This is a genomic window from Methylobacterium sp. D54C (assembly GCF_053345595.1).
The window spans coordinates 207,284-223,809 of record NZ_JBKFAK010000001.1 but is presented as its reverse complement, the minus strand read 5'-3'; the positions used below and the strand labels follow the sequence as shown (position 1 = coordinate 223,809).

Here is a 16,526-nt window from a genome sequence, read left to right as displayed (position 1 = left end):
TCAGAGCAGGTCGGCCTCGGCGGTCGCGCGGGCGGCCCAGAGGCTGAAGAAGCGCGGGTGCCGGCCCGGCTCGGCGAGGACGGGGTTGCGGGCGATCGGCTCCTCGATCACGGCCTGGGCCGGCGAGAAGGCGTGCACCAGGGTCAGCGGTTCGTTCGCCGTGACGATGCCGCCGTGAGCGTAGGCGCGGCCGTAGCGGAAGACCGCGACGTCCCCGGGCTGTGGGCGCACGACTTCGGCGGCGCGATCGAACACGAAGCCGAGGTAGCGCTCGTCGGCGCGGTGGAGGTGCCAGTCCTGCGGGTAGGGGCGCGGGTCGAAGGCCGGTACGAGGCCGGCATCGACGAACACGCGCACGAGGAGCATACCGCAATCGACGCCGACGCCGCGCAGGTCGGCGCCGGGATGGTACGGCGTGCCGATCCAGCTTCGGGCCTCGCGCACGAGGCGGCGGCGCCCCTCGTCTTCAGCGAGCATGCGAAGCCCTCGACGCGCTTCATTTTTGGTCACGTCATCGCGCGCCGAGCCCTACTCGCTGAAAGGCGAACCCAGCTCAGCGGTTCGGATCTGACGCTGGATCCAGGCTTGGTAGGTCTGCTGTGGGTGGAAAACAGCCAGTCCGCTTTCGAGTGTAGACATCAGAAAGCAGACCGCCGGGGATCGGCAGCAGCTCGCCGTAAGCGGCCGGTTGACTTTAGATTGAGGTAGCCGCAAAGGCCGACCGCAGCATGCCAAACAATTTTGGCATTTTCCGGTTAAATTGCGCCTTCAAGAGCCTGCCGTCCTTGTAGGCTCGTCTTGTCTAAATCGCCGCCTATCACATGAAGAATCATCCGTCGCGATTGAGAGTCGAACAAGAGAGGAATACTCACTCAATCATCTCTCAGGGTGGCTCGATGACGTTCAAGCGGTCGTCAAAACCGGCAGCCGTGCGGTCTCAATTCCTGGCAAAAGGTGCATGACGGAGCGGGCGAATTCGTAGCGCGCCACGGCGATGTCGTTCGTCCATGGGGGGAGAGGCCGTTCCATGATCTCCGTGGAATCGAGACCCGCCTCGAAGCCGGCCGCGATCCCGCTCTCGGTCGCATCGAGCCAAGCGAGGGTCTGATCGATGCCGCGTCGCCCAGCTTCGGCCGGGCCGTGTCCGGGAACCAGCAACCGGCAGGGGATGTCGGCGACCGTGGCAAGGGCTTTCCGCCAGCGGGGTAGATCGGCATCCGGTGTCGTCGCGGCCCGATCAAGAAAAACGAGATCGCCGGGAAACAGCAGGCCCGAGGTTTCCTCGAAGAGGCAGAGATCCTCGTTGGTATGGCCGGACAGGTTCAACAGACGGAAGCGCCGTTCGCCGACCTGCTCCACGCCGTCCCGCGCCTCGTTGGCGGGCTTCGGCACGCCGGTCCCGCGCATCCAGTCGCCCGCAACCCGGTACATGCCGCTGGCGAGGTCGTTGCCGAACCGAGCGAGGTCCCGCCGCAGGCCCGGGCCGACCCACACGGCCGAATCGGCGAAGGCCGTCGCCCCGAGGCTATGGTCGGCATGGAAATGGGTGAGGTAGACGCGCACCACGGGCTTGCCCGTGAGATCCCGCGCCAGGGCCTCCAGGGCGGTGCCGTAACGGTGGGACGGACCCGCATCGATCAGCACGCAGCCGTCTCGGGTTTCGATCAAGGTCACGTTGGCGATGGCGCCGCCGTTCTCGGCGGTGATGGCCTCCTGGGCTCCGTAGAGCGTCCAGATCCCCGGAGCCACGACGACGGGCTTGAGGGTGTAACGGCGGGGAGCGGCGAGGGCCGGAGTGCAGGCTATCGCCGCCAAGCCGAGGGCGAGGCCCGAACGACGGGTCAGGCCACGGTATTGTTCGGATGCGCCCATCAGAGTCTCTCCCGTGCCTGCGCCTCGATCGGGGGTACCGGCACCTTGGCGCGGAAGTCGTTGCCGGCGGTGTTGCGCATCGAGACGAGCAACGCCTCAGTCACCCCGTCCTTCAGAAGGAGCGTCAGGGTCGGGTTGTCGGCAATCGCCTCCGACAGGGTGAGGTCGGCGAGCCGCCGCCCCGCCGCATCGGAGATCGCCAACGTTTCGATGATGAACACCGGCACGTTGGCGATCATTCCGTTGTCCATGGGGTGAATCGTGCGCAGGCGAAGACGCAGAGTGTCCGCCTCCCGCCAGATCCGGCCCTGTAACGCGCCGAGCCTTTTCCAATCGACCCGCTTCTCGACAACCGGCGGCACAGAGCATCCGCCGCCGGCCGCATCGAGCGTGCGTCCTCCGATGTACCAGCGGCCGTCCTGACGGGCCGCCGCACGGATGGGGGTCCCCTGTTCGATCTTCATGCGGAAGGCCGCGAAGGGCTGCGCGCCGGTTCCGGCGAGGCGTAACGTCAGGGGAAAGGGATTCAGGTCGGCGATGACGATGAGTTCCTCGACCGAGCCTATGGCGCGAGCATCGACCGTCACGGGAACCTGCGTCTGGTCCTCGGTCACCGGAGGCAGCGTGACAGTGACCCGGTCATCGAAGATCGCGGGCAGGCCGCCGAGGTAGCGCTCGGCCATGCTCGACCAGAGGGGCGACTCAAGGGGATCGCGGGTGCCGGTGGTTTTCGGGGCAGGCATGGGGCTTCACCTCGACGGAGTGGAAGTCGCGCCGAGCGACGGGACCGCAGGCGGATCGGCCGGGACGAGGGGACGGCCGGCATCGCTCCAGCCATCCGTGCCGTCGGCAAACCAGTAGACCCGGCGGTAGCCGAGGTCGGCCGCACGGCGCACGGCGTTCCAGGACATCCAGCAATCGGCCATGCAGAAGAAGATCAGCGGGTGGTCGCGATGTCCCCCGCTGAGCGTCTCCAGCCAGCGGGCGAGATAGGCGGCGAGACGGGGCTCGATCCTGCCGCGGCCCGTCTCCGGCAGCCACACGGCGCCGGGGATCGTCTCGCGCCGGTCCACGATCCTCCAGCGACCGCCGACGGGCTCGAAGCCGCCGCGCTGGGGCATCACGTCGATCAAGGCGGCGCCCTCGGCACGGAGCCGGTCGACTTCGGCGAGGGCTACGAGAGTGCCGCCGACGACGGGGCGTGTCACCGGCGATCTGTAGTTCTGCGTCCGAAGCCCGGTGACGGGATCGAAATCGGCATCCGCCGCCACGATCCCGACTGCCCCCGGCCCCTCCTGCGGATGGGCGGGAAGGGACGAAACGAGGAGGAGCGCGACGGCCAGGCTCCTCATCGGCCGATCTCCGCCATGCGCCGGAGCGTGTCGTCCCGGTCGAGGACGTGATGCTTGAGCGCTGCCGCGACATGCAGTGCAATCAAGCCCGGCAGCGCCAAACCTAGCCCGTCATGGACCCACACCGCGGTCTGATAGATCAACTCCGGCCGGGTCTCGAACAGCTTCGGGATCAGGGGCCACTCGAACAGCGCGAGGGCCCGCGGATAGGCGAGGGAGCGGGCGATGCCGGACAGCGGCATCAGCAGGATCGCGGCGAGCAAGGCTCCGTGCATTGCCCGTGCCGCCCAGACCTCCCAACTCCTGTGCTGCGAAGACGGGGCCGGCCACCCTTCCCATGCACGCCACAGCAGACGGGCCAAGACGAGGAGCAGGAGCAGCATTCCAAGAGACTTATGCAGGCGGATCGCGGTGCCGCGGCCCGGTCCTTCCGGCACCGCCCGAAGCCAGAAGCCGTAGGCCAGCATCGGGAGGATGGCGGAGGCGACGCTCCAGTGCAGGAGCCGGGTCGGAAGGCTGAGGCGGCCGCCTTGCGGAGGCGGCGACGCCTCCCCCGGCGCCGGGAGGGAGCCCGTCATCGCTGCAACGCCCGAAGATGGGGAAAATCGCGCTTCTGCGTCAGGATGGTACAGTCGCGGTCGTCCTCCGAATTAGGGCAGCGGACCTCGACGCCGTCGGGGTAATGGCTCACGTTCTCGCAGGTCGCGACGAAGCGGGTCGCCCCACCGTCGAGTTCCTCGGCATCGAGGCCGCCCACGCCGCATTCGGTCTTCAACATCAAGAGGCGGCGGACCTGATATTCCTTGATTCCCTCCGGCCATGCGGGGGCGGCAATGACGAGTCCCAGAAGCAGGAGCCAGGCCGCGCGCATGGGGCCGACCCCGCTCAGCTCTTGGGCTGGCTCTCGACATAGGTGCGGATCGCCCAGATCGCCTCCTGGCTGAGGATGCCCTCGAAGGGCGGCATACGGTAGCGATCGTCCTTCTTGGCGCCGTGCATCACGCGGGTCATGAACCAGCCGTCGCCGGCCTCGCCCTCCTCAAGCTCGCGCAGGTCCGGCGCCATGCCGCCAGACTTTGCGTCGAGGCCATGGCAGCGGGCACAGTTCTGGTTGTAGCCGTTGGCGCCGATCTCCATGGCCAACTTGTTGCCGTGGTAGGGGTTGGTCGCCCGGACGTCGTCGCCGAGCGGCGGCAGGCCGGTCGTGTCGACCGGCTGCGGTGCGGCGTCGCCATGGGCGAAGACGGTGGCGGGCAGCGTGGCCACGGTCAGCGGAAGCGCGAGCAGACCCGCGCGAAGGAACGTCATCATTGGAAACCTCGGAACGGACAGGTCACGGCGCCGGATCGAGCCAGATGCGCCACGTTTCGGAGCCGCTGATTTGCAGAGAGTAAGTACCGGGCGTCTCGATGGTGTAGACGGCACTGCCGCCGCCACCGATGTGCAGGTTCTGAACGATGCCGCCCTGCGCATCCTTCAGGTACATCACGAAGATCGGGCCATCGCTTTCGTAGCGCAGCACGGTCGGGGCGGTGATGACGAAGGGCTCGGTCTGCATCGTCAACCGTCCCCGGAAGCGGGGCGGCACGAGGATCGCGGCGAGGCGATCGTAGCAGCGCAGGCGCTCCCCCTCGTCCGGCAAAGCACGGCACGCGGCGAAGGCCGTGCGGACATCCGCCGACGCCTCCGCCGCCGCCGCGCCGGACAAGCCGGGCAGCAGCAGGACGAGCCACGGCGCGGCCAGCCACTCCCATCTCACTGATCCGTCTCGGCGGCGGGCGGCGCGGAGGCCTCGGGATAGGTTTCCCACACCGGCTTGCCGTGCTGCCAATGGTCCGGGCAGCCCTTGCAGCCCTTCATCCAGGCATCCTGGAAAATCGCAAAGCGGATCTGGACGCCCTGCATCACCGCATCGGTGAAGTTGGCCTCGTAGAACTTGGTCTCCTGAAGATCCGTGTCGATGAACTTCGCACCGACGAACTGCGCGCGCTTGGCCTGCACCATCTCCAGATCGGCCACCGTGAAGTCGGCTCCGCTGAAATCGGCTCCCGAGGCGCGGGCATGATCGAGGTTGGCCCCGACGAAGGAGGCACCCCGGGCCTTCAGCCCCTGCATGAAGGAGATCTGCAGGCGCGCGCCGCTGAGGTTGGCTCGGTCGAGCTGGGCGCCGCGAAGGTTCGCACCGCGCAGGTCTGCACGGGCGAGCTGGGCGCCGGTGAGATCGGCCCCGCCGAGATCCGCGTTCTTCAGGTCCGCATGGCGCAGGTCCGCGCCGGGACATTTGGTCTTGGGTGCGATCGTGCAGCCGTTGACGATCCAAGGATCGGGCCGTTCCTCGCGGTTGACGATCTGGGTCTGAGCCGACACGGGACAGGCGAGCGCCGATGCGATCAGCCCGGACAGAAGTAGCGTGCGGCCGAGGGAAGCCTGCATCGGATGACACTCGGTGACGGGGTGGGCGGTAGCGAATGAGACGGGGGCCGGGCCGAGGCTTGCGCCCCGACCCAGTCTCCGGCGGCGACCGGCTACTGCGCGGAGGCCGTGTCGGTCGGCACCTCGAACACCCAGAACGAGCCGCCCTGGCTGACGAGCTTGGTCTGATCGGCCATGTCGCCGCCCCAGAGCGGCACAGCGCCGCCGTAGCCCGAGGCGATGCCGATATACTGTTTGCCGCCATCCTCCCAAGTCATCGGCACCGAGACGACGCCGGAGCCGGTCTGGAAGGCCCAGAGCTCCTTGCCGTTCTTGGCGTCGAAGGCCTTCACATAGCCGTCCGAGGTGCCCTGGAAGACGAGGCCGCCCTTGGTGGTCATGCTGCCGCCCCAGAGCGGCATATTCTCAAGATGCTCCCACACGATCTTGCCGGTCTTCGGATCGATCGCCCGTAGGGCACCGACATGGGTGTCGAACTTGCGGTGAATGCGGAAGCCCTGGCCGAGATAGGCGGAACCCGCCTTGTAGGTGACGTTCTCGGTCCAGTAATCCTCGCTCCAGTCGTTCGACGGAATGTAGAACAGGCCTGTCTGCTGCGAGTAGGACATCGGGCTCCAATTCTTGCCGCCGAGAAAGTTCGGCGTGACCTGGATCGACTTGCCCTTGCTCTGCCCGGCCTCGGGAGCCGGCGGGCGCTGACCCTCGTTCTCGATCGGACGACCGGTCTTGAGATCGTAGCCCTTGGCCCAGGTGATGTCCTTGACGAAGGGATAGGCCGCGATTAGTGCCTCCGGCTTGTTGATCTTGCCGTCGCGGGCCGTCAGCTTGTCGATATCGGTAAGGATGAAGAAGCCGTTGCGGTCAGCATGGGCGCCGGCGCGGATCTTCTTGCCGTCCTTGTCGAGGTCGAACAGGATGATCTCGTTGTTGCCGGAATAGTCCCAGGCATCGTTCGGCGTATGCTGGAAGAAGCCGACCGGCTCGCCGTTCGACGGGTCGATATAGACTTGGCCCGAGGTGAAGAGGCTGTCGCCGGGCGAGCGGTAATGGTGGTTCCAGGGGGCCGGGTTGCCGGTGCCGATGATGAAGGTGTTGGTCTTCTCGTCGTACACGCCCGTCTGCCAGGGCGCGCCGCCGCCGTGGTTCCAGGCCTCGACCTTCTTGCCATCCTTGTCTGGCCAGGACGGCGCCTTCGCGTCGCCAGTCGGCGTCGAATCCTTGCCGTTGAGGCGTCCCATATGGCCCTCGACCATGGGCCGCATCCAAATCTCTTCGCCCGTCTCCGGGTCGCGGGCATAGAGCTTGCCCAGCGCGCCGAACTCGTCACCGGAATTCCCATGGATCAGCAGCACCCTACCGGACTTCTGATCCTTGATGATGTTGGGAGCGCCGGTATAGGCGTAGCCCGATCCGTGATCGTCGAACTTCTTGTTCCAGACGACCTTCCCGGTCTTCGCGTCGAGCGCCACCATGGAAGCGTCGAGGGTGCCGAAGAAGATCTTGTTGCCGTAGATCGCGGCGCCACGACTCACGACATCGCAGCAGGGGCGGATGTCGTCGGGCAGTCGGGCGGCGTAGGACCAGAGCTTTTTGCCGGTCTTGGCGTCGAGGGCGAAGATGCGCGAGTAGGAGGCGGTGATGTAGATGATTCCATCGTGAACGAGGGCTTGTCCCTCCTGGCCACGCTGCTTCTCGTCGCCGAAGGAGAAGGACCACTTCGGCTTCATCCGGCCAACGTTCTCGGTGTTGATCTTGTCGAGGGATGAATAGCGCTGAGCTTTCACGCCCATGCCGTACATCAGCACATCGTTGTTGGTTTGCTGATCGTTGAGGATGTCTTCCCAGGCGACGGGCTTCATCTCGTCCTTCGCGGCTGCAGGCGCGGCCATCGCCCACGAGAGAACAAGCAGGGACGAAGCAGTCAGGAAGACATTCTGGCGCGGTGATCCCGTCGCAGTCTTATTAGCCATGTCTCTCTCCCTCACGATCCAGTCTTTGAGCAGGATCGCGCTCTATTGAAAGGCAGCAGCCGGAAGCGGGCAGCCTCTCTTTCGCGACTATAGACAGCAATCGGGGGCGTGCCGACATGGACCTTGGTATAATAACGCCACATTATTTTCTTATTAAGAGGGAAAATAGGCCACGATTTTTGCGTCTTGCTCTATATCAATCTCGACGAAAACCATAAGTACAATATTTGTACTTTTTTGATTGACGACATCCGGGCGGGCTGCCGATCATGATCACACCGTCGTGCCCTTCTCCGAGGCGGCTGTGCATCTCGTTCTCGTGGACGATCATACCCTGTTCCGGGATGCGCTCCGGCGCGTCCTGCAACTCGGCTTCCCCGAAGCGACGATACGGGAGACATCCTCAATCGAGGGGGCCATCGACGATCTCTCGCAGCATCCCGAGCCGGATCTCGTCATCCTCGACCTGACGATGCGGGGCGTGCGGGGGTTCGAGGGCTTTCTAACGGTCCGATCCCGCTTTCCACGGATCCCGATCCTGATTTGCTCGGGTGTCGATGAGCCGCGCATCATTCGCGAGGCGCTGGCTCTCGGAGCAGCCGGCTTCGTCGCCAAGACGGCTCGGCAGGCAACCTACCACGCTGCCGTCAAGCAGGCTCTCGAAGGGCAGGCCTTCGTGCCGGAGGGCGTCGTGCCGCTGCCCCCCGAGGCTGGGCAACGCTCCGCCTCCGCTCGAATCTCCACCCTGTCGCAGGGGCAACTCAACGTGCTGATCCTCATCAAGAAGGGCCTGACCAATCAGGAAATTGCGGCTCGCCTCGGGATCGGCATGTCCATGGTCAAGACCCACGCCACCGAGATCATGCGCAAGCTTGGCGTACGGACCCGAACTCAAGCGGTGATCTTCGTGTCCGAGCTCGATTTTGAGCATGCCGGACTACGTCGGTAAGGCCATGACATGCAACGCGCAGCGTCATCTAAGTCGAATCGTCCCTGCGATGATCATTTTGCTGACGATTTTTGTGAACTCCACGTTGAGCCAAACCGTAGAGGACGGATCTCAAGCGTCGATAGGGCCAGAAGATACAAAAATTGTCCTCGATCTCATCCGGCGTGAACTCGAAAGTCCTGATGCGAAGGTCACAAATTTGCGCCGAAGCGGGCCCGTCCACATTTGTGGTTCCGTGAACGTCAAGAACCGCGAGGGCCTCTATACGGGCGAGCGCGGATTCGTCGTCGATCTACAAAATGTCAAGTTCGGCCGCGTCCCGGATGGACCAGAACTTCTTAATCCTCGCGTGGCTGGATTCACTCTGAAGGAGGCGATCCGCCAAGACTATTTTCGCTTGTGCTTAGAGAGCTGATTGTAACGAATCCACCGCCTGCTACCAGGGATCCGTCGCCTTCACCGAAGCGGCTGTGAGAGGCGCATCACCGCCGTAGCAACGGCCTGGGGAGGTCTGCTTTCGGGAACATCACGGCCGCGCGTGAACGACTGCGCTGGGTCGCAACCGGACGGTCGAGCGGCCGGTTCTGCCCGTCAGAACGCGGCCTCGGGCGTCGGCACGAACGGGAAGCCGCGGAAGTTCGCCTCGTTGGCGAACTTGGACCGGCACGTCGCGAGGGTATGGTCACAGCCCTGGTAGGCTGTGAAGGTATCTTTGGCGGCTGGGAGCGCCGGGAGCGGGTAGGTCAGCGTTAGGCCGGTCGTCTCCGCCAGCTTGATCGTGGCCGAGATCCCGGTGTTGCCGCCAGAGGTGAACGTCACCGTCCCCTGCGTGAGCGCCTCGCTCGCGCCGGCCCAGGGGATGAACGTCGCGCTCGCCCCGTCGCCGACGGCCCCGGCCGAGGCGTAGGCCTGCCGCACGAGCCGGCAGCCGGTGTCGTAGAGCGTGTGGTTGCAGGTCGGCTGCCAGACGTTGCGTGGCAGGTCGATGTCGAGCAGCGTCAGCTCGCTCGCAACCGTCAGGGTCGCGGCGGTGCGCCCGACCTGATCGACGCTCGCCAGGCGCCCTGTGAACAGCGTCACGCCGCCGATCGGCGGCGCGTCCCAGGCGCTGAGGAAGGCCCGGTCGCGCCGGATCGTGCAGCCGTCGAACACGCCCTCGCGCAGGGCCACGAGGAACGGCACGCCGCCGACGGTGTCGGTCGGGCGGGCCGAGACCGTGATCCGCTGCTGATCGACGTCGAGGCCGGTGGTGCAGCGGTAGCGCAGCCCGTCCACCAGCACGGAATCGGCACGGTAGGTGGTTCCGTTCAGCGCGATCGGCACGTCGGCATCGGTGTAGGCCAGGATCAGGCCGGACAGCAGCGTGAAGGTGAAGCAGTCGGCCATCAGCAGCCGCTTGTCGGCCCGCGCACGCATCTCGGCGAGGTAGGCCAGGAGTGCGGGATCGGCGGGCCTCACGTGCGCACGCTCCGGAACTTGACGCCTTCCGCCTTCCACAGCCCGGCCATGACGTTCTCGAAGTCCTGCACGTCGTCGAGGAAGCGGCACAGGTAGGCGAAGCTGAACGCGGCGCCGATCACTGCGCCCGCGGCCGGCGCGGCCGGCAGCACGATCCGGTTCGGCGCGGCGAGGCTCCAGCCGTCGGCTGGCGCGCCGTCGACGGTGACGGCGCGCAGCGCGGTGACCCAGCCGACCGGCTCGGAGAAGCCGCCGAGCATCCGGTATGCCGGGAAGGCCAGCGACCGGCCGTCGCCGACGCCGATCGCGCCGGCCGTGACCGCGCTGTCGGTCGGATCCGTGTACAGGAACGTCCCGAAGCGGCCCTGGCAGCGCAGGAACAGGCCGAGCAGCGCCTGCAGTGAGTTCGCGCCGAGACCGGGGAAGGCCGAGCCCGAGGCGAGCCCGTCGAAGGTCACCTCGAACTCCCACAGCGGCGCCGCGTACAGGCTGGCGCGCACCTCCCGGCCCGAGACGTGCGGGGCGAGCCGCGTCGCGAAGGTCGGGCGCTTGTGCACGGACCAGCCCTGGCCCGGCAGCGCGGGGAAGGCGGGCGGGACCTCGCTCACCCGCGCACGCTCACGAGCCGGAAGGCTTGGGTGGCGAACAGCAGCGCCATGAACTGCTCCAGATCGAGGTCGTCGTCGGCGAAGCGGCAGAGCAGGGTGGATCCCGCCCCGAGCTCGGGCGGCACGGCGACGTGGAACGGCAGGGCGCGTCCAGAGACGGCGCCGTAGAAGCCCGCAAGGCGCTCGAAGTCACCGGCGAGCCCGCCCATCGCGAAGCCGCCAGTGGCCAGGACGTCGTAGGCCAGTTCGATCTCCCAGGACGGCGACCGTACGCGCGCCGCCCGCGCCTCCCGGCCGGAGACGTGCGCGGCCGCTCCGGTGCGGAAGGTCGGGGCGTAGCGCACCGACCATGCGCGTCCGGACAGCGCCGGGAAGCTCGGGTACGGCCCCGGTACCGGTGGGGGATCGGGCAGCGGCGGCGGCAGCGCCGGGCCCTTGCCGCTGACCCACAGGCCCGCCGGCCAGTTGAGGGTATCGCCCCAGACGTCGGAGCGCAGCGGGAAGGTCGGGAACGGCCGCGCGTCCCAGTTCCAGACCGCGAAGAAGGCGGTCTGCAGCATCGGCAGCCCGGCGGCCGAGACCTCGTTGTGGCCGTCGCGGTACCAGTACTCGTGGACCGCCCGCAGGGCCATCGCGCAGAGCGTGTCGTCCCGCCGGGGCGTGTAGGTCGCCCCGTCGGCGCTGTCCCACACGGACCAGAACGCGGTGAAGCTCTCCGTGCTCTTCGGGTCGTAGAACACGTTCGGCTGGTTGGTCGCGCGGTCGATCGAGCCGAAGCCGTACTCGACCGTGGTGATCGACTTCGATTGCGGCACCCAGCGGGTGGCGGGCCCGCGCGGGGCCCAGCCGCGGCCGTCGCCGTCGTCGTAGACGGCGCGGTGCGGGTTCTTCCACCACCAGCGCAGCTGCTTGTTCGCCAGGATCTCCTGGCCCGGATAGTACCGGCTGCGGGTCTGGGTCGCGCGGTCGCCGGTCGGCCGGGACACCTGCTGATCCGAGCCGAGCGGGTCGAAACCGATCCCGAGATTGTCCGAGTCGGCGTAGAACCAGTCGTACTTCTCGCCGCCCTCGATGTTCCGCTTCAGGTAGGCGATCGAATAGAGCGTCGGCTCGCCCGAGAGCCCGAGGCCGCTCATCGTGTCCGGCCCGGGCGGCCAGCGGCTCCGATCGGGCGCGGGCGCCGTCCAGTTCGCCGCGTCGAGCCCACCCTCGGTGGTCCAGTCCGACAGCGGCAGGTAGTTGTCGAAGGCCACGAGGTCGATGCTGTCCCGGCCGTAGAGCTGGTCGAGATGCGGCCACTGCCCGGCCTCGCCGGGGTGCTGCACGCCCATCCACACCGACCAGTCCGGCGAGTAGGTGATCAGGTTGTGCAGGCCCGCGGTGTCCCGCGTCAGCCCGGCCGCGTCGAAGATCCCGCGCACGTCGTCGGCGAGCCGCCCGAGCCCATCGACGAAGGGGTAGTCCCAGGTGACGGTGCCGTCGGCGCCGGTCGTGCCGGCCCGGGTCCAGCCGGGCCCGCGGATCGCCTCCAGGCCGCGCAGCTCGGAGCCGAGCAGGAACAGGTCGACGCCGCCGGCCAGCACGCACAGGTTGGCGCAGTGCAGGATCATCCGGCGCAACGTGTAATCTTCGGCCGGGCCGGCATAGTCGACGGTCAGCCGGTCGGGGTGGCGGGTGAAGTGCGACGGCTGCGCCGGCCCGAGGATCCGGGCCACCGTCGCGGCCGCGGCCGTATTCCCGTCCGCGTCGAGCCCGATGCGCCCGCGCCACGGGAAGCCGGGGCAGTCCATCAGCAGGAACGGGTAGAACACGACGCGGTAGCCGCGCGCCTTGAGGTCGCGCAGGCAGCGCACCACGCTCTGGTCGGACGGCGTGCCGCCGTAGACCGCGTGGCCGTCGACGGTGGTGATCGGGATCAGGATCGGGGCGCCATCCGGGCCCCGCGAGAGCTGGTTCAGGCCGGAGACCTGCCAATTCTCCTCGACGGGAGTGGGTCCATCCATGCGCTGGAACGAGCCGTCGATGTAGATCGTCGACGGGTAGATCCTGCAGACGCGCGCGTCGACCGAGGAGCCGAACCACGCCACGAGCAGGTTGACCGTGGTGCAGCCGGGCACCTGCTCGGCCAGGGCGTCGAGGGCGAGGCTGCAATCCGTGCGCCCCGAACCCGGCGCCGCGTAGGTGTTGATCGGCTTGAACGGGCGCTCGGTCGCCGAGGGCGGCCAGCGCGAGGCCCGGTAGGGCAGCGGGTCGTAGCCGAACTCCCCGGTCGCGGGCAGCAGGTTGAAGCCGGTGATGGTGTCGATCACGGCGCAGCCCGGCTCGATCAGCCCGGTCCCAGCCGCGACAGGCCGAGATGCGCGCCCTGCCGGACCGCTTGGTTGATCGCCCGCATCAGCGGGCGCGAGTGGTTCTGGAAGAAGTCCGCCACCGAGGCGCCATCCATGGCCGAGACGTTGATCTGGGTGGTGTGGTTGAGCGCGAGGCTCGGGGCCGGGCTGCCGCCCATGGCCGCTCGCAGGGCGCCGGCCGGCCCGGCCGGCACGATCATCTCGCCCTTGTGCACCTGCGCGACCATGTCGTTGGGCAGCGACCACGCCCCGACCGCGAAGGACGGGATCGCCGCGGCGGCCGCCGCCACGGTCGCCTCGCCGGCGGCCGCGGGGCCAACCGCGGCCGGGCCGAGCACCGGCGACAGGAAGCCGAAGATGCCCGCGAAGGTCTCGGAGGCCGAGGCCATGATCGACTTCACCATCGCGCCCGCCTGCGTGGCGAAGGCGGAGGTCGCGCCCGTCTCCTCGGCGCCGGTCCGGGCAGCGACGCCCGCGGTGGTGGCCGCGGTCTTGGTGACCTCGCCGGCCTGATGGGCCGAGACGCCGGCGAGCCAGTCGGCGATCAGCTTCACCCGTGCCTGGACGTAGCTCTGGACGATCGACAGCGCCGTGCTGCGCGCCGCCTGGGCGATCGTGGTCTGCCCCTGGACCACGCTGAAGACGTTGCCGGTGAGCGTCGAGCCGATCTGCTCGTAGGTGCGCTTGGTGTCCTGGTACTCGGCCTTCTGCATCTCGCGCTCGGCCTGCGCGCGGCGGCTCGCCGATTCGGACGCGAGCCGGTCGAGCTGCGCCATCGCCTGCCGGTACTGACTCGTGCCCTGGCCCCAGATCTCGGCGAGCTTGCGCTGGTGGTCGCGCTCCAGGTCCTCGATCTGCCCCAGCACCGCGCCGGTCTCGGCCTGGCGCTCCGCGAAGCCGAGGCCGCGCTCCTGCGCCTCCTGCCGGAGGTCGCGCATGCGATCCTCCAGGACGCGCTTGGCGTTCTGGTAGGCCGTGTCCTCGGCGGTGGCGCGCTCCTGCGCCTCGGCCTGCTCCACCGCCCGGGTGTTGGCGATCTTCTGGGCCTCGAGCTGGTTCCACGCCGCCGTGCCGCGGGCGTGCAGCCCCTGCTCGACGGTGAGCGCGTCGTTGAGGATGCGCAGCCGCTCGCGCGAGCCGGTCTCCATCTCGGCGGTCTGGAGGCTGGCCTCGGATCGGGTGAGCGCGACGCGCTTCTCGGCCAGCGCGGCCTCGCCCTGCGCGAGCCGGGTCTGGAGCGCCGTGCGCGCCGAGAGGTCGGTGGTCGCGTCGAGCTGCCGGCGCAGGGCGTCGTTCGCCCGCTCCTGCGCGGCGACCTCGTCGCGCCGCCCCGCCGCGTTGGCCTGGGCCGTGGCCAGCGCCTCGCGGTCGAGCGCGTTGCCCCCGGCCTGGCGGTCCGCGAGCTGCTGGCGCAGGTCGAGCTGCGCGCGCAGCGCCTCGGCGGTGGCGCCGCCCGTGATGTTGTCGGCCTCCTGATTGCGCCGCCCGGCATTGATCCCGCCGTTGTCGCCCGAACGCCCGCGGATCGTGGCGGCCAGCGCGCCCTCGTCGCCGCCGCGCGCCGCCGCCGCCACGTCCCGCGGCAGCGAGCCGTAATTGTAGGCCACGGAGGTGAGCGAGGCCTTCGCCCGGTCGGACAGGCCCTGCCAGGCCGCGCCCACCTGCGCGGCCGCCTCGGTCTGGAACGCCACGAGGCGGCGGGCGAGATCGCGCTCGGCATCCTCGCGCGTCGTGACGGTGTCGGCGGTGACCGCGCTGACGCGGCCGTCGGCGCCGGTGGTCGTGTCCGAGCCGAAGCCGACGCGGAAGCGGCCGTCGTTGTCGCGGTAGGCCGCGCTGCTGAACCCCTCGAATTTGCGGATCAGCGCCGCGGCGTCGCCGGTGGCGCCCTGGAGGCGCTGGCGCAGCAGGTCGATCCGGCCGCTCGCCTGATCGATCCCGGCCTGCGCGGTGTTGCCGAGGAGGTTGGCGGTGGCGTCGGTGAGCTGATTGGTGTCGAGCGGCGTCCGCGCCAGGGTGGCGTTGCGGCGCTCGATCGTCTCCAGCTGCTTCTCCAGCGCCTCGGTGACCCGGTTCGCCTCGTCAACCTGCCCGCGCAGGCGCGAGGCGAACAGGCCGGCGAGCGGGCCCAGGGCCGAATAGCTCTTGAGCTGCTCCTGCAGCGACCGGGTCATCTCGTTGCCGTAGGCGCGGGCGCGCTCGACCAGGGCCGATAGGATGGCGGCCTGCATCTGGTTGGCGTTGCCGTTCTGGCGGGCGAGGTCGAACTGCGCGCGCAGCTCGCGCGAGACGCCGCCGAGCGCGGCGAGATACGGCCCGCCGGCGGCGGCGGGGTCGCGCAGCGCCCCGGTCAGCGCGGAGGCCATCTGCTTCGCCTCGTCCTCGGAGGAGGCCATCATGGCGATCAGCGAGACGATCGAGGCGTTGGCCGAGCCGGTGTAGCTCGGAACCGAGGCGAGCATGGCCTCGATCGAGGCCGCGCCCTGGTCGGTCATGCCTGGAACCTTGGTCAACTCCAGCGTGAAGGCCTGGAGCATACGGGTGGCGTTCTCGAAGCCGCGCGCCTGCGCGGCGGCCTGGAGCCGGTCCATGTTGCCGGCGGCCGCGATGGTGCGGCCCTCGACCTCGAGCAGGCCGGAGCCGTAGATCTGCGAGCCGCGGCGCCACTCCTGAAAGGCACTGCGCTGCCGCTCGATCGCGCCGGTGAGCCCCTGCGTGGATAGAGCCGTGACGTCGAGGGCGCGCGAGGCCGAGAGCGCGTTGAAGGCGTATTCCACCAGCGCGGTGGCGCCGGACCGGGCCGCGGTCGCGGTGGCCGAAATGGCGGTGCCGACTGCCGCGTAGGTCCGCCCGGTCGCGCCGGACACGGCCTCGTCGGCCGCGCGAAGACCCTCGTAGGCGGCGACCAGCGCCGCCACGGCGCGGGCCTGCGTGGCGAGCGCGGACGTGTTCTCGGCGCTAACCTGGATCTGCCGCAGCGACGCGTTGGCCGCGTCGATGGCGGCCTTCAGCTCGTCGTAGCTCTGGCGCGCGGTGGCGTTCTGGCCGCGGGCCGCCGTGGCGAAGCCCTGGATCGTGCCCTTGGCCTGATCGGCGGCCGCGCGGATGCCGCCGGCGTCGCCGCCGAAGCGGATCTGGATGTCGTCGGCCATGGTCGGGCTCAAACGCGATCGGGTTGACCGAGCGGGCGGCTGCTAGGGGTGGCTTTGCGAGGTTCCACTTGGGGCGACCACGCGCGGAAGCGGACGCTGCTGATCAGACAGATGCGACCGCTGCCCGACCCGCGAAACCAGCATGATCTTTAAGCGCTGAGGCCGGCCCTGCTGGAGATCATCATGTTTGCCAAGGTCTTCGTTGCTGCCGTTATCGGCGCCGCCGGGTCGGGCCTTGCGCATGCAGAGACAGGCGCACCCAACGCGGCAGGCACGGCAACCACGACAACCCGCCAAATCCCTGACACCGGGGCTGGAGCCTCCGGCGAGAGCGTACCGGCCTCCTCCGTGGGTGGGGGTATCATCGGCAGCGAGGCCGTA

At 68.5% G+C, this 16,526-nt stretch carries 16 protein-coding genes; 2 read left to right on the top strand and 14 right to left on the bottom strand.

What is annotated here, in order from left to right:
- From ACLBYB_RS01175 to ACLBYB_RS01130, 10 genes are all read right to left on the bottom strand, one after another.
- Positions 1–477, bottom strand: coding sequence for a hypothetical protein (locus tag ACLBYB_RS01175; protein WP_447697601.1), 477 nt, complete (start codon positions 475–477; stop codon positions 1–3).
- A gap of 426 nt (positions 478–903) precedes the next feature.
- A complete protein-coding gene (locus ACLBYB_RS01170) occupies positions 904–1,872 on the bottom strand; it encodes a quinoprotein relay system zinc metallohydrolase 1 (protein ID WP_447697600.1) in 969 nt (322 codons plus the stop codon).
- On the bottom strand, positions 1,872–2,615 hold the full coding sequence (locus tag ACLBYB_RS01165) for a quinoprotein dehydrogenase-associated SoxYZ-like carrier (RefSeq protein ID WP_447697599.1): 744 nt from the start codon (positions 2,613–2,615) through the stop codon (positions 1,872–1,874). The genes ACLBYB_RS01170 and ACLBYB_RS01165 overlap by 1 nt, the downstream gene beginning before the upstream one ends.
- Before the next feature lie 6 nt (positions 2,616–2,621).
- Positions 2,622–3,224, bottom strand: a complete 603-nt coding sequence (locus tag ACLBYB_RS01160; protein WP_059408534.1) for a rhodanese-like domain-containing protein — start codon at positions 3,222–3,224, stop codon at positions 2,622–2,624.
- Entirely contained in the window at positions 3,221–3,802 is a 582-nt protein-coding gene (locus tag ACLBYB_RS01155) for a cytochrome b (protein WP_447697598.1), read from the bottom strand. Before ACLBYB_RS01155 ends, ACLBYB_RS01160 begins: the two co-directional genes overlap by 4 nt.
- On the bottom strand, positions 3,799–4,095 hold the full coding sequence (locus tag ACLBYB_RS01150; protein ID WP_447697597.1) for a hypothetical protein: 297 nt from the start codon (positions 4,093–4,095) through the stop codon (positions 3,799–3,801). The genes ACLBYB_RS01155 and ACLBYB_RS01150 overlap by 4 nt, the downstream gene beginning before the upstream one ends.
- Before the next feature lie 14 nt (positions 4,096–4,109).
- Positions 4,110–4,532: a cytochrome c-550 PedF gene (pedF, locus tag ACLBYB_RS01145; protein ID WP_447698124.1), complete on the bottom strand. Its 423-nt coding sequence runs from the start codon at positions 4,530–4,532 to the stop codon at positions 4,110–4,112.
- A gap of 25 nt (positions 4,533–4,557) precedes the next feature.
- Complete coding sequence (locus ACLBYB_RS01140) at positions 4,558–4,983, bottom strand: hypothetical protein (protein ID WP_447697596.1); 426 nt, start codon at positions 4,981–4,983, stop codon at positions 4,558–4,560.
- Positions 4,980–5,657, bottom strand: a complete 678-nt coding sequence (locus tag ACLBYB_RS01135) for a pentapeptide repeat-containing protein (RefSeq protein WP_447697595.1) — start codon at positions 5,655–5,657, stop codon at positions 4,980–4,982. Before ACLBYB_RS01135 ends, ACLBYB_RS01140 begins: the two co-directional genes overlap by 4 nt.
- A 92-nt stretch (positions 5,658–5,749) precedes the next feature.
- Positions 5,750–7,546 carry a methanol/ethanol family PQQ-dependent dehydrogenase gene (locus ACLBYB_RS01130; RefSeq protein ID WP_447697594.1) on the bottom strand — a complete coding sequence of 599 codons (1,797 nt, stop codon included), beginning with the start codon at positions 7,544–7,546 and terminating at the stop codon, positions 5,750–5,752.
- A gap of 364 nt (positions 7,547–7,910) precedes the next feature.
- Between ACLBYB_RS01130 and ACLBYB_RS01125 the strand changes: the two genes are divergently transcribed.
- Together ACLBYB_RS01125 and ACLBYB_RS01120 are read left to right on the top strand one after the other, a co-directional pair.
- A complete protein-coding gene (locus tag ACLBYB_RS01125) occupies positions 7,911–8,576 on the top strand; it encodes a response regulator transcription factor (RefSeq protein WP_447697593.1) in 666 nt (221 codons plus the stop codon).
- Positions 8,557–8,991, top strand: coding sequence for a hypothetical protein (locus ACLBYB_RS01120; RefSeq protein WP_447697592.1), 435 nt, complete (start codon positions 8,557–8,559; stop codon positions 8,989–8,991). Before ACLBYB_RS01125 ends, ACLBYB_RS01120 begins: the two co-directional genes overlap by 20 nt.
- A 176-nt stretch (positions 8,992–9,167) precedes the next feature.
- Here the strand turns inward: ACLBYB_RS01120 and ACLBYB_RS01115 are convergent, their stop codons facing one another.
- From ACLBYB_RS01115 to ACLBYB_RS01100, 4 genes are read right to left on the bottom strand one after another with little or no spacing between them, the layout of a single operon-like run.
- A complete protein-coding gene (locus ACLBYB_RS01115) occupies positions 9,168–10,034 on the bottom strand; it encodes a DUF2163 domain-containing protein (RefSeq protein WP_447697591.1) in 867 nt (288 codons plus the stop codon).
- Positions 10,031–10,642: a DUF2460 domain-containing protein gene (locus ACLBYB_RS01110; protein ID WP_447697590.1), complete on the bottom strand. Its 612-nt coding sequence runs from the start codon at positions 10,640–10,642 to the stop codon at positions 10,031–10,033. Before ACLBYB_RS01110 ends, ACLBYB_RS01115 begins: the two co-directional genes overlap by 4 nt.
- Positions 10,639–12,951: a baseplate megatron protein TIM-barrel domain-containing protein gene (locus ACLBYB_RS01105; protein ID WP_447697589.1), complete on the bottom strand. Its 2,313-nt coding sequence runs from the start codon at positions 12,949–12,951 to the stop codon at positions 10,639–10,641. Before ACLBYB_RS01105 ends, ACLBYB_RS01110 begins: the two co-directional genes overlap by 4 nt.
- A gap of 17 nt (positions 12,952–12,968) precedes the next feature.
- Positions 12,969–16,145 (bottom strand): glycoside hydrolase family protein, encoded by a 3,177-nt coding sequence (locus ACLBYB_RS01100; RefSeq protein ID WP_447697588.1) that lies wholly within the window; start codon positions 16,143–16,145, stop codon positions 12,969–12,971.
- Between the last annotated feature and the right edge of the window lie 381 nt (positions 16,146–16,526).